General features: G+C 63.6%; 11 protein-coding genes. 7 read left to right on the forward strand and 4 right to left on the reverse strand.

Annotated elements, in window-relative coordinates; translation table 11 throughout:
* The first annotated feature begins 85 nt into the window (after positions 1-85).
* Complete coding sequence (locus JVX98_RS22675; protein WP_205237476.1) at positions 86-1,975, forward strand: MFS transporter; 1,890 nt, start codon at positions 86-88, stop codon at positions 1,973-1,975.
* A gap of 101 nt (positions 1,976-2,076) precedes the next feature.
* On the opposite strand, the gene JVX98_RS22680 is transcribed toward JVX98_RS22675, so the two are convergent.
* Together JVX98_RS22680 and leuB are read right to left on the reverse strand one after the other, a co-directional pair.
* On the reverse strand, positions 2,077-2,766 hold the full coding sequence (locus tag JVX98_RS22680; protein WP_192451462.1) for a phosphatase PAP2 family protein: 690 nt from the start codon (positions 2,764-2,766) through the stop codon (positions 2,077-2,079).
* Between the two features lie 229 nt (positions 2,767-2,995).
* Positions 2,996-4,108 carry a 3-isopropylmalate dehydrogenase gene (leuB, locus tag JVX98_RS22685; protein WP_205237477.1) on the reverse strand — a complete coding sequence of 371 codons (1,113 nt, stop codon included), beginning with the start codon at positions 4,106-4,108 and terminating at the stop codon, positions 2,996-2,998.
* A 299-nt stretch (positions 4,109-4,407) separates the two neighbouring features.
* Here leuB and JVX98_RS32575 point away from each other — a divergent pair, with 299 nt between their 5' ends.
* The 3 genes from JVX98_RS32575 (at position 4,408) to JVX98_RS22695 (ending at position 7,398) form a co-directional block, all read left to right on the forward strand.
* Complete coding sequence (locus JVX98_RS32575; RefSeq protein ID WP_256436981.1) at positions 4,408-4,539, forward strand: hypothetical protein; 132 nt, start codon at positions 4,408-4,410, stop codon at positions 4,537-4,539.
* Between the two features lie 47 nt (positions 4,540-4,586).
* Entirely contained in the window at positions 4,587-5,228 is a 642-nt protein-coding gene (locus tag JVX98_RS22690; RefSeq protein WP_034803056.1) for a LysE family translocator, read from the forward strand.
* A gap of 106 nt (positions 5,229-5,334) precedes the next feature.
* A complete protein-coding gene (locus tag JVX98_RS22695) occupies positions 5,335-7,398 on the forward strand; it encodes a M3 family metallopeptidase (RefSeq protein ID WP_205237478.1) in 2,064 nt (687 codons plus the stop codon).
* Between the two features lie 17 nt (positions 7,399-7,415).
* Here the strand turns inward: JVX98_RS22695 and JVX98_RS22700 are convergent, their stop codons facing one another.
* A complete protein-coding gene (locus JVX98_RS22700; protein ID WP_205237479.1) occupies positions 7,416-8,885 on the reverse strand; it encodes a glycosyl transferase family protein in 1,470 nt (489 codons plus the stop codon).
* 152 nt (positions 8,886-9,037) lie between these two features.
* On the opposite strand from JVX98_RS22700, the gene JVX98_RS22705 reads away from it, so the two are divergent.
* On the forward strand, positions 9,038-11,206 hold the full coding sequence (locus JVX98_RS22705; protein WP_246764934.1) for a TonB-dependent receptor domain-containing protein: 2,169 nt from the start codon (positions 9,038-9,040) through the stop codon (positions 11,204-11,206).
* A gap of 89 nt (positions 11,207-11,295) precedes the next feature.
* On the opposite strand, the gene JVX98_RS22710 is transcribed toward JVX98_RS22705, so the two are convergent.
* Positions 11,296-12,468 (reverse strand): dihydrodipicolinate synthase family protein, encoded by a 1,173-nt coding sequence (locus tag JVX98_RS22710; protein WP_192451101.1) that lies wholly within the window; start codon positions 12,466-12,468, stop codon positions 11,296-11,298.
* A 297-nt stretch (positions 12,469-12,765) separates the two neighbouring features.
* Here JVX98_RS22710 and JVX98_RS22715 point away from each other — a divergent pair, with 297 nt between their 5' ends.
* The gene (locus JVX98_RS22715; protein WP_192451100.1) at positions 12,766-13,806 is read left to right on the forward strand and encodes a LacI family DNA-binding transcriptional regulator; all 1,041 of its coding nucleotides are present in this window, start codon (positions 12,766-12,768) and stop codon (positions 13,804-13,806) included.
* Complete coding sequence (locus JVX98_RS22720) at positions 13,803-14,804, forward strand: Gfo/Idh/MocA family protein (RefSeq protein WP_205237480.1); 1,002 nt, start codon at positions 13,803-13,805, stop codon at positions 14,802-14,804. The genes JVX98_RS22715 and JVX98_RS22720 overlap by 4 nt, the downstream gene beginning before the upstream one ends.
* The last annotated feature ends 1 nt before the right edge of the window (position 14,805 follow it).

The following is a 14,805-nucleotide window of genomic DNA, read 5'->3' on the forward strand; positions in this document are numbered from 1 at the left end:
ATTTCAGGCGCACCACGTCCGGACGTTCGAGGGAGGAATGCTGGACCAGCCAATGGGCGCTCCTTTGGAGTGGAGGATTATCAAAATGGCAAATGTCGCGACAGCGGACGACGCAAAAACGCGTCCGATGACCGGCGAGGAGAAGAAGGTCATCTTCGCCTCGTCGCTCGGTACCGTCTTCGAATGGTACGATTTCTATCTCTACGGTTCGCTCGCCGTCTACATCGGCGCGACCTTCTTCAGTTCCTACCCGGAAACGACGCGTAACATCTTCGCGCTTCTGGCCTTTGCCGCGGGCTTCCTGGTTCGCCCGTTCGGCGCGCTCGTCTTCGGTCGCCTGGGTGACCTCGTTGGCCGCAAATATACCTTCCTCGTGACGATCCTGATCATGGGTCTGTCGACCTTCCTGGTCGGCATCCTGCCCGGCGCTGCCTCGATCGGCATTGCCGCGCCGATCCTGCTCATCGTGCTGCGCATGCTGCAGGGCCTGGCGCTCGGCGGTGAATATGGCGGTGCGGCAACCTACGTGGCCGAACACGCGCCGCATGGGCGTCGCGGCTACTTCACGTCCTGGATCCAGACCACGGCGACGCTCGGTCTGTTCCTGTCGCTGGTGGTGATCCTGCTCGTGCAGTTCGCGCTCGGCAAGGAAGCCTTCGCCGCCTGGGGCTGGCGCATTCCGTTCCTGCTGTCCTGCGTGCTTCTCGGCATTTCCGTCTGGATCCGTCTGAAGATGAACGAATCCCCGGCCTTCAAGAAGATGAAGGAAGAGGGCAAGGGCTCCAAGGCGCCGCTTCGGGAAGCCTTCGGCCAGTGGAAGAACGCCAAGATCGCGCTTCTGGCGCTGTTCGGTGCCGTCGTCGGACAAGCCGTGGTCTGGTACTCCGGTCAGTTCTACGCGCTGTTCTTCCTGACCGGCGTCCTGAAAGTAGACGGTCAGTCGGCCAACATCATGGTCGCCGCCTCGCTTTTGATCGGCACGGGCTTCTTCGTGCTCTTCGGCTGGCTCTCCGACAAGATCGGCCGCAAGCCGATCATCATGGCCGGTCTGCTGCTTGCGATGCTCACCTACTTCCCGCTGTTCAAGGCGCTGACCTGGGCCGGTAACCCTGCACTCGCTGAAGCCCAGGCAACCGTTCGCGCAACGGTGACCGCGGCTCCCGGCGACTGCAAATTCCAGTTCAACCCGACGGGCACGGCGAAGTTCACGACCTCGTGCGACATCGCAACCGCGTTCCTTACCAAGAACTCCGTTCCCTATGACGTCGTCACGACGGCAGCGGCGGGCACGGCGGCGACGGTCAAGGTCGGCGACACCACGATCAACAGCTACGACGCAGTCGCTGCTGGCGATGGTGCCAAGGCCGCCAACGCCGCCTTCGAAAAGCTGACCAACATGGCGCTCCACAATGCCGGCTACCCGCTGGTTCGTGGCGCGGCGAAGGTTCCGGACGCCAAGCTTGACGGTTTTGTCACCGCCAACCCGGAACTGTCGCTTGACGCAGCCGCAGTGCGCGGCGGTGAAAAGACCATGGTTCCGGCCGAAAAGCTCATCGCTGACAAGCTGCTGACCAAGGATGAAGTGGGCGCTGCCACCGAAATGGCCGTCTACACGATCGCCGGCGGCGGCACCTACGCGATGGTCGCGGATCCTGCCAACGTCAACTGGACGACGATCATCGCGGTGCTCACCGTGCTCGTCATCTACGTGACGATGGTCTACGGCCCGATCGCAGCCCTGCTGGTCGAACTCTTCCCGACCCGCATCCGCTACACCGGCATGTCGCTGCCCTACCACATCGGCAACGGCTGGTTCGGCGGGCTGCTTCCGGCAACGGCCTTCGCGATGAGTGCTGCCCAGGGCGATATCTACTACGGCCTCTGGTACCCGATCGTCTTTGCAGGGATCACGCTGGTCATCGGCCTCCTGTTCCTGCCGGAAACGAAGGATCGCGACATCCACGCGATGGATTAAGCCTGGCGCTCCCGGAGAGAGCACATCCCGGGAGCACCTCAAATCTTCCCCGAGCTATTATGGCTCTCCTGACTCCGGCGCGGTCTTCCGCGCCGGCTTTTTTATTGGGTCGGCTCGCTGCGTCCGGCAAGCGGCCAACCGCCCGGGCCGAGGCGAAACAGGCGACCGTATTTGGCGAAGACAAACGCCATCATCACCGATGTCCAAAGGCCGAGCAGCAGCCCGGCGGCGACGTCGCTCGGATAGTGTGCGCCAACGATGACGCGGGAAACACCGATTATCAGCGCCAGGACCAGAAACAGTGGCCTCAGTCTCGGCAGCAGCATGGCGAAGACGCCGAAAAACGCACCGGCCGCGGTCGAGTGCCCGGACGGAAAGCTTTCATAGAGATCACTGGTGGCGAACGGCGTCAGGCTGTAGGCGCCGAGCTCGGCAAAGAGTTCCGGTCGTGCCCGTCCGATCAGGAGCTTCAGCGTGTGCACGAGGCCGCTGGCCGTGCCGATCGTCAGCAGGAAATAGGCGGCGAGATCGCCGGCGGCGCGCGCCTTGTTCTGAAGCGGCCCCTGGCCTGCCGCCCGGCGCAGCACGAAGGCCCCCGCAAGCAGGATACCCGAAAGATAGATCATCCAGCCAAAGGTACCGAAATCGGTGATCCGTTCATTGAAGGTGACGATGCTGTCCGGCAGGCCCTGAGCGCGCTGCGACAGGAACGGATCGAGCGGGATGAGCGCGAACACGAGGACGGCAGTCGTCAGCACGATCCATCCGGTGGCCGCAAGTGGTCGGTTCATGGTTCTCCTGTCCTGCCGGCCAGATCGCGCGGCAATTGTCTGCTCCCGTCGGGGCTTGGTGCAGGGCGCTCGCTGCGCCAGGCGGCCCGGGCTGTCTTCCCCGATGTGTCGGTTCTTTTGGCAAATTCAAGGCCGTAAATGCAAAACACCTCCGGATGCGCTCCGGAGGTGTTTGTTTCTCAAGTTCCCGCTGGCGTCGGTGGGACGCCCGCATCTGATCTGTCGTCGTTTAAGCCGACAGCGCCTTGAACTCGGCGAGGATGGCGTCGCCCATTTCGGTCGTTCCGACCTGCCTGGCGCCTTCGGCCATGATGTCGCCGGTGCGGATGCCCTGGTCGAGCACGTTGGCGATCGCCTTCTCCAGATTGTCGGCTTCCTTCACGAGGTTGAAGGAGTAGCGCAGGCACATGGCAAAGGACGCGATCATCGCGATCGGGTTGGCAATGCCCTTGCCGGCAATGTCCGGCGCCGAACCATGCACCGGCTCGTAGAGCGCCTTGCGCTTGCCGGTGACGCCATCCGGCGCGCCGAGCGAGGCCGACGGCAGCATGCCGAGCGAACCGGTGAGCATGGCGGCCACGTCCGACAGCATGTCGCCGAACAGGTTGTCGGTGACGATGACGTCGAACTGCTTGGGCTGGCGCACCAGCTGCATGCCGCCGGCGTCCGCCAGCATGTGCTCGAGCTGGACGTCGGAGTACTTCGCCTTGTGCGTCTCGGTCACCACCTGGTTCCAAAGCACGCCCGACTTCATGACGTTGCGCTTTTCCATCGAGCAGACGCGGTTTTGCCGCGTGCGGGCGAGCTCGAAGGCAACGCCGGCGATGCGCTCGATCTCGTAGGTGTCGTAGACCTGGGTGTCGATGCCGCGCTTCTGGCCGTTGCCGAGATCGACGATCTCCTTCGGTTCGCCGAAATAGACGCCACCGGTCAGCTCGCGCACGATCAGGATGTCGAGGCCTTCGACCAGTTCGGGCTTCAGCGACGAGGCGGCCGCGAGCGCCGGATAGCAGATCGCCGGGCGCAGGTTGGCGAAGAGTTCAAGGTCCTTGCGCAGGCGCAGCAGGCCGGCTTCCGGGCGAACCTCGTAAGGCACCGCATCCCACTTCGGACCGCCGACGGCGCCGAACAGCACCGCGTCGGCGGCGAGCGCCTTTGCCATGTCCCCTTCCGAGATCGCCTGACCGTGGGCGTCATAGGCCGAACCGCCGACCAGGCCCTCGTCGGTCACGAAGCCGGCAGAAAGCTCGGCATTCATGTAGGCGATGATTTTGCGGACTTCCGCCATGGCTTCCGGGCCGATGCCGTCGCCGGGCAGAAGGAAGAGGTTGCGCACAGTCATGGATAGTCCTTCTCGCGGGGGGAAAACCGGCTGCATGTTTCCTGAAATCGCAGTCGATTTAAGGAAACATGCAGCCCTCCTAAGTTCTGCAGCGGCCGCGGTGCGCCTGAACATGCGCACCGCTCTGCCGGGCGCGTTCTAGCGCAACTTCGTATCGAGGGAAATCGGCGAAACGAAAGATTTGTGCGCGGCCGCGAGCGACATGTTCCCGACGTAACAGCTGATCAGCCGGGGGACTGCGATGATTTTTTCAGAAACCGCGTGCCTGCCCGGCCATCGATCCCTCAAGGAGAAAGAACATGCGCAACTTCGTCCACGCCGTCGCCGCCCATATCCGCGCCACGACCAAGAACCTGACCTTTGCTGGCCGTCCGTCCGCCCGGCGCTCACCGGCCTCGTCCTATAGCTGGCTTAGCTTTCCTCTTGACTGAATCGGTGCCTCCGGATCGAATGCGGGCAACACAACTGGGAACCCGCCATGTCCGAGACGCTGCTGATCGGAGCCTTTCTCGCCGCCCTCTCCTATGTCCTTATTCCCGGGCCGGCGTTTCTGGCGCTCCTCGGCATCGGCGCCGGCCAGGGGCGCAAGGCAGGCGCTCTGTTCATGGGCGGGCATCTTGCCGGTGACGTTCTCTGGTCGACCCTGGCGCTGGTCGCAATCGTCGGCGCCCGCTCCGTCGGCACGACGATCTTCGATATCCTTGGTCTCTTCTGCGGCGCCTATCTCGGCTGGATCGGCTGGACGGCACTGCGCGCACGCCCCGCCGGCGAAAACCGTGCGCTCGTGACTGTCGAGCGCCCCCTAAGGCGCGGACTGATTTTCGGACTCACCAATCCCAAGGGTTATCCGGTGGCGCTCGCAACCTTCACCGCGCTGCTTGCCAGTTCGGCCAACGCGCTCGAGTTCGATGCGCTGCCGGCGCTGCTCGGCGTCTCGCTGATCGGATTTCTCGTTGCCGACCTGATCCTGATCGTCATCATCGGAACCTCCGTCGTGCGGCGTTTCTACCGGCGCCACGAACTCGCGATCGTCCGGCTTTCCGGTCTCCTGTTCATCGGCTTTGCCGTTCAGGCGGTCTGGCACGCAGCCCCCGGACTTCTCGGTTTGCGCAGGCCTTGACGGCAAGCCACTGCGCGACCACCTCCATTGCCTCCGCGCCTCGATGTCATAGATCAGTGGCGCCCCTCCCCGGCCCCGCGTCGGACCGCATGCGAAAGGATTTCTGATGACCACCAGCACCCCGCTCAATCCCGCGCTCACCGCATGGACCGGCCACGAAGGCCTGCCGCGTTTCGATCTGGTGAAGGACGAGGATTTTGCCCCGGCGTTCGACGCAGCTTTCCGGGAGCATGAGGCGGAGATCGACGCGATTGCCGAAAACCCGGCGGCGCCGACCTTCGAAAACACGATCGTTGCGCTGGAGGTCGCCGGCGACGGACTTTCGCGCGTATCCTCGATCTTCTGGAACAAGGCCGGCGCCGACACCAACGAGGCGATCCAAGCGCTGGAGCGCGATATCGCGCCGAAGATGTCGCGGCACTATTCGAAGATCGGCATGAATGCGGCGCTGTTCAAGCGCATCGACACGCTCTGGGAAGGGCGCGCGGCGCTCGGCCTCGATCTCGAAGCGACGCGGGTGCTCGAACGGCACTGGAAGGGCTTCGTGAAGTCCGGCGCCAAGCTCGCAAAGCCCGAGCAGGAGCGGCTGGCAGCGATCAACGAAACGCTCGCCGGTCTCGGCGCCAAGTTCGGGCAGAACGTGCTCGCCGATGAGAAGAGCTGGGTTCTGTTCCTGGAGAGCGAGGAGCAACTCGCCGGGCTACCGGACTTCCTGCGTGACGCCATGGCCGCAGTCGCCGAAGACCGCGGCCAGAAGGGAAAATACGCGGTCACCCTGTCGCGTTCGATCATCGAACCGTTCCTGACCTTCTCCGACAATCGCGAGCTTCGCGAGCAGGCCTTCCGCGCCTGGATCGCGCGCGGTGAAAGCGGTGGCGCGACCGACAATCGCGGGCTGATCGCCGAGACGCTGGCGCTGCGGGCGGAAAAGGCAAAGCTGCTCGGATACGAAAACTTCGCGTCGCTGAAACTCGACGACACCATGGCGAAGACGCCTGATGCCGTGAACGGCCTCTTGATGCAGGTATGGGAAAAGGCGGTTGCCCGTGCGCGCGAGGAAGAGGCCGAGCTTGCCCGGCTGGTTGCCGACGAGGGCCGCAATCACGACGTCATGCCCTGGGACTGGCGCCATTACGCCGAGAAGCTCCGCGCCGAGAAGTTCAATTTCTCTGAAGGCGAACTCAAGCCCTACCTGCAGCTCGAAAAGATCATCGAGGCCTGCTTCGATGTCGCCAAGCGCCTGTTCGGCATTACCGCGACGGAGAAGAAGGGCATTGCCGCCTACCATCCCGACGTGCGTGTCTTCGAGATCAAGGATGCATCCGGCAAGCTGGTGGCGCTGTTCCTCGGCGATTACTTCGCCCGGTCCTCGAAGCGCTCGGGTGCCTGGATGAGCTCGTTCCAGTCGCAGCACAAGCTCAAGCTGAAGAACGGTGCGGAAGGCGAGCTGCCGATCATCTACAACGTCTGCAATTTCGCGAAGCCCGCCGAGGGCAAGCCGGCGCTGCTGTCGCTCGACGACGCCCGCACGCTCTTCCACGAGTTCGGACACGCCTTGCATGGCATGCTATCCAACGTCACCTACCCTTCGGTGTCCGGCACGGGTGTGTCGCGTGACTTCGTCGAGCTGCCGTCGCAGCTTTACGAACATTGGCTGACGGTGCCGGAGATCCTGAAGCGTTATGCGGTGCACTACCAGACCGGCGAGCCGATGCCGCAGGTGCTGCTCGACAAGGTGCTGGCGGCGCGAACCTTCAATTCGGGCTTCGCCACGGTCGAGTTCACCTCCTCCGCACTGGTCGATATGGCCTATCATACGGCCGCGGTGACGGCGGAACCGATGGCGCTCGAAGCCAAGAAGCTCGATGAGATCGGCATGCCGAAATCGATCGTCATGCGCCACCGCAGCCCGCATTTCCTGCACGTCTTCTCGGGCGACGGCTACTCGGCCGGCTACTATTCCTACATGTGGTCGGAAGTGCTCGACGCGGACGCGTTCGCTGCCTTCGAGGAAACCGGCAACGCCTTCGATCCGGCCATGGCCGCTCGTCTCAAGAGCAACATCTATTCGGTCGGCGGTTCGATCGATCCGGAGGATGCCTACAAGGCCTTCCGTGGCAAGCTGCCGAGCCCGGATGCGATGCTGGCGAAAAAGGGCCTGGCCGCCTGAGTCACGCCTATCTCCGATCACGCCATCCGGCGTGATCGGTTGTTCCAAAGTCCCCGCACTGTCTCGCAAGCAGCCTCGAAGTCGTCGTGATTGCGCAGACTGACAAGGGCGGCAGCCGCCGTGGTAATGATGGTGGTTTCCGCGCGCTCGTCGCGGGCAGCACCAGTCCAAACCGCCTGCCAGTATTCGCGGCTGCTCAAGCCGGTGCGCGGTTCGGCCGGCGGCGCGATTTTCGCGGGAATGATGACGTCGGAAGCTTCGCCGCCGACAAGGCGGAAAAGGGGCGTCTGGCGGTAGGGCGTGAACTCAGCGTGGTCGCGGGTATTGCCGAGGATCGTCAACTCTCTTGTGCCGAGCAGCATGGCGATGTCGCGGCTGAGCGTGCGGCTCGAGGGATTGGCGACTCCGAGCAGGCTTGTCCGTCCGCCCATCGGATTGATGAGGTGAATGGCGGCGTTTAGCGGCATGCGCATCTCCATCAGCCGATAGAGCCCCAGCAAGCGATAGACCTGCGGCGCAAAGGCCGAGAGCGGCAGATAGGCGATGCCTGCCGACCGAAGCGCTGTCTTGGCGGCCGTGATCGACGTGCAGATCGGGATGCCGGCTGCGGAAGCGGCCACCTCCAGCTTGTGCCGATCCGTACCCTCTTCACCGTAGCTTCCATGCAGCACGACGCGATGCCCGGCATCGACGACAAGCCGTGCCGCATGCAGGAACCAGGGCGCAGTCTTCAATTTGGGCGAGAGGTAGCAGGGCCAATCGAGGTCGGCGATGCCGTTTCCCGGTTCAATTGCGCCGATATGGCGGCGCATGGCGCGCACGAAACCGGCCACCTCCACCGCCGTCGGTCCGCGATAATGCAGCACCGTCATCAGCGCACCGATCTGCACCGGGTCCGCTTCGCCGGCAAGGATGATCGCCAGCGCGTCCTCGGCCTCCTCTTTGCTCAAGGGGCGGCTGCGGCCGGCGCCGGTGCCGACAGTCGCGATGCAGCGAGCCAATCGTCGTTCAGGGGCGGCATCGTCCCCGATTTCGGCCAGCTTTGCGGCGAACTGTTCCGGCGCCGGCTCCCCCTCAAGCAGGCGGCTTGGCCGGACCGCCAGCGGTGGTGCGTCGGTCAGGGCCTGCCCTCCCCAACCGGCGTGACCCGTCGCTGTGGAGGCGGAGGCAGTGGAGCGTGCGTCAAGCAGGGCTTCGGTCTCTGCGGCAAGTGCGCGCACGCGTAGCCGCAGAGACTCGGCAAGCGGGGTCGGGCGCAGCCCGTGACCGGTGCGCAGAAACAGCGGATCAGCATAGTCCTCACGCAATTGACCGAGCAAGCGGCTCATCGCCGAGGGCTGCAGGCCGACGCTTGAGGCGGCACGGCTGACGCTGTTTTCGCGCAGCAGCGCGTCGAGCGCCACCAGCAGGCGCAGCTTGCTCAGATCCGTCTGACGTTCGTTCGAGACCGGCTTTCCAACTGCTTCGCCCGTTCGTTCTTCCGCCATGGTTCGTCCTGCCTTCCTGTCTCATCCGGCATATTCGCGGGCGCTGTTTTGCGTCGTTTCGTATTTGGAACCGTTCCAAAACAGCGTCGTTGACCGCCTCCCTCGCCAATAACTAAGTGGAGTTCATTACTCAAGATATATGCGGGGCGAAGATGATGAAGCGGATGGGGCTTGCGACCGAAACCGAGGGGCAGCGGCAAGGGGCCCGCCGGAACCGGTGCGGTCCGGGCGGATGGTCACGTCGTTTCGCCGGCGCCTGCCTTGCCGGCACGGCGTTGACAGTGCCGACGGACGCCTTGGCGCAGAAGGCCAAGGAAGAGGATAAGGAGAAAGCGACCGAGCTTGAGCAGATCGTGGTGACGGCGACCGGATTCGAGCAGAACGTCAAGGATGCGCCGGCGAGCATCACGGTGGTCACGGGCGAAGACCTGCAGAAGCGGTCGTTCCGCGATCTCACCGATGCGCTGCGTGACGCGCAAGGGGTGGCGGTGACCGGTGTCGCCAACGAGCGCGACATCTTCATCCGCGGCCTGCCCGGCTCCTACACGCTGATCCTCGTCGACGGCAAACGCCAGAGCACGCGCGACGCGCGCACCAACGGCAATTCCGGCGTCGAGCAGAGCTTCATCCCGCCCGCCGCCGCCATCGAGCGCATCGAGATCGTGCGCGGCCCGATGTCGTCGCTCTACGGTTCCGATGCCATGGGTGGCGTCATCAACATCATCACCCGCAAGGTCGCCGACAGCTGGACCGGCTCGGTCACCACCGACGGCACGATGCAGCAGCACAGGCAGTTCGGCAATTCAGGCCAGATGTCGTTCTACACCAGCGGTCCGATCCTGAAAGACACCCTCGGCGTGCAGATCTGGGGCCGCGGCCTGAAGCGCAGCGAGGACAAGTTCCTGTCCGGCATCACCGGCGCGAAGGAGCACGATCTGACGGCGCGGCTTTCCTATACGCCGAACGAGGATCACGACTTCTTTCTGGAAGGCGGCACGGCGCGGCTGAAGCGCGACGCCAATGTCGGCAACACCATTGCGCCCGGTCCGCGCGCCGTCAGCACCTACAACGAAAACGACCGCGATCATTGGTCGTTTTCCCATACCGGACGCTGGGGCCCGACGACGTCCGACTTCTCCATCCTGCAGGAATGGGCGGAGCGCCGGAACTACAATTACAGCCAGGCGGACGGCCGTTTCATCAAGCAGCCACGCGCACCCGAAGTCCGCAACACCGTCATCGACGGCAAGTTCACCACCCCCTTCGATCTCGGCGGCAGCCACACGCTGGTGACCGGCGGGCAATATTTCGAGGCGCGGCTTTCCGACCAGAATCCGGGTCGACGCACGGGCAAAACCGAAACTTTCTCGGCCACCCAATGGGCGCTGTTTGCCGAGGACGAATGGCGCATGGTCGATGACTTCGCGCTGACCACCGGCCTGCGTCTCGATCACCACGAGGAATATGGCTACCATCTGAGCCCACGCATCTATGGCGTCTGGAACGCGACCGACATGCTGACGGTGAAGGGCGGCGTCTCCACCGGCTTCCGCGCGCCCGATATCCGCAGCATCGCCCCGGGCTATGCCTACACCACCGGTGGCGGCGGTTGCACCTACGGGCCGACCGGCACCTGCGGCGTCATCATCGCGGACCCGAACCTGAAGGCCGAATCGAGCACCAGCTATGAAATCGGCGCGGTTTGGGACAATGGCGATGTCATCCTCGGCGGAACCTATTTCTACACGGACTTCCGGGACAAGATCGCCAACATGCCGGTGATGGACGCCTCGGGCAATCCGGTCCGTTGGAGCGAGGATCCGAACTACCGCCTCTGGTACAACTACAACATCGACGACGCGATTATCCAGGGTGTGGAACTGACGGCGACCTGGAATGCGACCCCGGATCTGACACTTCGCGCCAGCTATACCTATACGCAGTCGGAACAGCAGACCGGAGATTTTGCCGGCTTCCCGCTGGCGCGCACACCGGAGCACATGGCCAATCTGAGAGCTGACTGGTTCACGCCGGTCGAAGGGCTCGAGGCCTGGGCATCGGTCAACTATCGCGGCGAGGAAGTCTCTGCCGGCCCGCGTGTCTCGACCACCAGCGGCAAGCCTGTGAAGATCAACGGCAAAACGGGCTACAAGTATGATGCCTACACCACCGTCGATATCGGCACGAAATATGATGTCGGCGAAGGCCTGACGCTGAACGCAGCCGTCTACAACCTTTTCGACAAGGAAGTGGAGCCGACCGATTTCAACGCCGTCGGGGAAGGTCGCCGTTTCTGGTTGAGCCTGACGGCGACATTCTGATCATCCGGCCGGCCCTTCCCGGCTTCGGATCGAGAACAGACGGCGCCTTCCCGGGCGCCGTCTGCGCTTTTCTCAAGCGCCCCTCTTTCTCAAGCGTTTTGGTCCACGCCAAAAGTCGATAGCAGGCTTTGCATCCGCTGCGCCGCCAGTTCCGGCCGGTCGAGTACATTGGCGCGGTCGGCGAGGCGGAAGATGTCGGCGTAGTGCAGCACCCCGCGGGCGGACTGCATGCCGGCGGGCATGGTGAAGTGGCGCTGGTGACCGTTCAGCCAGGCGAGGAGAACGACGCCGGCCTTGTAGTATTGCGTCGGCGCTTCGAAGATCTTGCGGGACAGCGGCACGGTCGGCTCGATCACGCCGCGGAAGGTCGCTAGATCGCCTTTCGCGAGTGCCGCCAAGGCCTTGGAGGCAGATGGCGCCACCGCATCGAAGATGCCGAGCAGCGCGTGGCTATACTTCGTGCCGTCGCCTTCGATCAGTTCGGCATAGTTGAAGTCATCGCCGGTGAAGCAGAGCACCCCTTCGGGCAGGCGATTGCGCAGTGCCACTTCCTTGGTGTTGTCGAGCAGCGAGATCTTGATGCCTTCAACCTTGTCGCGGTTGGCCTCGATGATCGACAGCACCGTATCGAGCGCCTTGTCGAAATCCTCCGAACCCCAGTAGCCCCGAAGCTGCGGATCGAACATGTCGCCGAGCCAGTGCAGCACCACCTTTTTTCGGGTCTGGCCGAGGATGCGGCCATAGACGTGGCGATAATCGTCGGCGGAACGGGCGACGCGGGCAAGCGCCCGGCTTGCCATCATGATCGCCCTGCCCCCCTCGCCTTCGACAAAGCCGACCTGTTCCTCATAGGCCGCAATCACGTCGTCCAGCGACCGCGCGTCTGCCGGGGCGAGATGATCGGTGCCGGCGCCGCAGGCAAGATCAGCGCCTGGAATTTGCCGCGCTTCGCCGAGCGAGCGGCGGATCAGTTCCTGCGCGCCCGGCCAGGCAAGGCCCATGCCGCGCTGGGCGGTGTCCATCGCCTCGGCGATCTTGAAGCCCAGGCTCCAGAGGTGATGGCGAAACGCCATGGTCGCGTCCCAGTCGATCGCCGGATTGCCCCAGGGATCGAGGTCGCGAAGCGGATCCGAAACCACATGGGCGGCCGCATAGGCGATGCGGTTGAAGGTCGGCGGCGTGCTGGGCCGTTCGATCGGCGTTCCGGTCAGACGATACTGTTCAAGCGAACCGTCTTGGCACGGCAGCGTCAGGCTTGTCATTGGGGTTGGTCTCCTCCGCGGACGTTTGTCTTGGAATACTTTGGATCGTTCCAAATGGCAAGCGACAATGTTTTTCAGGTGAGTGCCTCTCCTCTTGGTGATTGCGAATTTCCGATAATATTATTGAAATTCAATCGAATATTCTGCCTATAGCGCAAATCTTAACGTCTCTCTGGATGTCTTGTCTCTGCGTCGGGCGCGGCCGGACTCGAAAAAAGTGATCAGCGAACACTTGACGAAATTGGAACGTTCCAATTATGAAAGAGAAAAGCAGGCAGAAGAATTCGGGAGGATGCTGTGGTCAAGGAGAGGGTAACGGTCATCGATATTGCGCGCGCCGCCGGCGTGTCGAAGTCGACCGTGTCGCTCGTTCTTCAGGGCAGCTCGCTCGTCAACGAGACGACACGCGCCAAGGTGAATGCCGCCATCCGCGATCTCGGCTACGTCTATAACCGTAGCGCCGCCAATCTTCGCCAGGCGAAGTCCAAGATCATCGGCATCGTCGTCAACGATCTCACCAATAGCTTCTTTGCGGAGCTCGCCGTCGGCGTCGATGCGGTCGTGCAGTCGGCTGGCTTCGTGCAGTTCCTTGCCAATACCGGCGAAAAGATCGAGCGCCAGCGTGAAGTGGTGGCGTCGATGCGTGAGCACGGCGTTTCCGGCCTCATCGTCTCCCCGGCGCGCGGCACGGAAGCGGCCGATCTCGCGCCGCTGGTCGATAGCGGCATTCCGGTCGTGCTGGTCGTGCGCGATATCGCGGGTGCTGAGGTTTCCTCGCTGATTTCAGACAACCATGCCGGCGCCATGGCTGCTGTGCGTCACCTGATCGAGCGTGGCCACCAGCGCATCGCCTTCCTTGGCGGCTTTCCGGATACGGCCGTTTTCGAGGCGCGCATGCGCGGCTACCGCGACGCTCTTGTCGAGGCCGGCATGCCGGTTTCCGAGGCGCTGATCATCGGTTCGGCGCCGTCGCGTGCCGGCGGGGTGACGGCGGTGGAGCAGGCGATGATGCTCGCCGACCGGCCGACGGCCGCTCTCTGTTTCAACGATGCGGTCGCTTTCGGCGTCTGCGATGGTCTCCGGGCCCGGCGGCTGGAGCCGGGCGCAGACTTCGCCGTCATCGGTTTCGACGATGTGATCGAGGCGAAGACAGCAGTTCCGGCGCTGACGACGGTGTCCGTCGATCCACAAGGCATGGGCCAGCGGGCCGCCGAGTTGCTGTTGAAGCAGATCAAGGCCGGCAAGGCGGAGCCGGAAACGATCGTCGGTTCGGTCCGTCTCGTCGTTCGCCAGAGCTGCGGCGCTGCAGTCGAGAGAAAAAGGGAGGCACTGGCATGACGCGATGGGGTCTGATCGGCGCAAGCACGATTGCGCGTGAATGGGTGATCGGCGCGATCCGCGCCGCCGGAGGCGATGTCGTCTCGGTCATGAGCACCAGCGCCGAGCGCGGCGCGGCCTATGCCGAGGAGAACGGCATCGCCAAGTCGGTGACCTCGGTCGCGGACCTGGTCGGCGATCCCGATGTCGATGCCGTCTATGTCTCGACCACCAATGAGCTGCATCGCGAGCAGACCCTGGCGGCGATCGCCGCCGGCAAACACGTGCTCTGCGAAAAGCCACTGGCCATGACGCTTGAGGATGCGCGCGACATGGTGAGCGCGGCGCGGGAAGCGGGTGTGGTGCTTGCCACCAACCACCATCTGCGCAATGCCGCCAGCCATCGGGCGATGCACGATGCGATCGCCGAAGGCAAGATCGGCCGGCCGATTGCTGCTCGCGTCTTCCATGCGGTCTATCTGCCACCGCATCTCCAGGGCTGGCGGCTGGAGCGGCCGGATGCCGGCGGCGGCGTCATCCTCGACATCACCGTGCACGACGCCGATACGCTGCGCTTCATCCTCAATGACGACCCGATCGAAGTGGTCGCCATCAGCCATAGCGCCGGCATGGGCAAGGAAGGCCTGGAAGACGGCGTCATGGGTGTCATCCACTTCCGCTCCGGCCTCATCGCCCAGTTCCACGATGCCTTCACCACCAAATATGCCGAGACCGGGCTTGAGGTGCATGGCACCGAAGGTTCGCTCATCGGCCGCAACGTGATGACGCAGAAGCCGATCGGAACGGTGACGCTGCGCAATGCCGATGGCGAAAGCGAGCTTCCGCTCGACCATGCCAATCTCTACGAAACCGCACTTTCCGCCTTCCACGCTGCCGTCAGGGGCGAAGGCCGTGCTTCGGCGACAGGCGAAGACGGCGTCTGGTCGCTGGCAACAGGCCTTGCCGTCGTCAAGGCGGCGGCCACCGGTCAGGCCGTGGCGATCGAAACGGGACTTTGAA

It is taken from the genome of Ensifer sp. PDNC004, assembly GCF_016919405.1.
In the GTDB taxonomy this organism is placed as follows: Bacteria; Pseudomonadota; Alphaproteobacteria; order Rhizobiales; family Rhizobiaceae; genus Ensifer.

Bases quoted from the DNA above. Each gene is read 5' to 3' on its own strand.
- JVX98_RS22675 (WP_205237476.1), top strand. From the start codon at position 86: ATGGCAAATGTCGCGACAGCGGACGACGCAAAAACGCGTCCGATGACC.
- JVX98_RS22680 (WP_192451462.1), bottom strand. From the start codon at position 2,766: ATGAACCGACCACTTGCGGCCACCGGATGGATCGTGCTGACGACTGCC.
- leuB (WP_205237477.1), bottom strand. From the start codon at position 4,108: ATGACTGTGCGCAACCTCTTCCTTCTGCCCGGCGACGGCATCGGCCCG.
- JVX98_RS32575 (WP_256436981.1), top strand. From the start codon at position 4,408: ATGCGCAACTTCGTCCACGCCGTCGCCGCCCATATCCGCGCCACGACC.
- JVX98_RS22690 (WP_034803056.1), top strand. From the start codon at position 4,587: ATGTCCGAGACGCTGCTGATCGGAGCCTTTCTCGCCGCCCTCTCCTAT.
- JVX98_RS22695 (WP_205237478.1), top strand. From the start codon at position 5,335: ATGACCACCAGCACCCCGCTCAATCCCGCGCTCACCGCATGGACCGGC.
- JVX98_RS22700 (WP_205237479.1), bottom strand. From the start codon at position 8,885: ATGGCGGAAGAACGAACGGGCGAAGCAGTTGGAAAGCCGGTCTCGAAC.
- JVX98_RS22705 (WP_246764934.1), top strand. From the start codon at position 9,038: ATGATGAAGCGGATGGGGCTTGCGACCGAAACCGAGGGGCAGCGGCAA.
- JVX98_RS22710 (WP_192451101.1), bottom strand. From the start codon at position 12,468: ATGACAAGCCTGACGCTGCCGTGCCAAGACGGTTCGCTTGAACAGTAT.
- JVX98_RS22720 (WP_205237480.1), top strand. From the start codon at position 13,803: ATGACGCGATGGGGTCTGATCGGCGCAAGCACGATTGCGCGTGAATGG.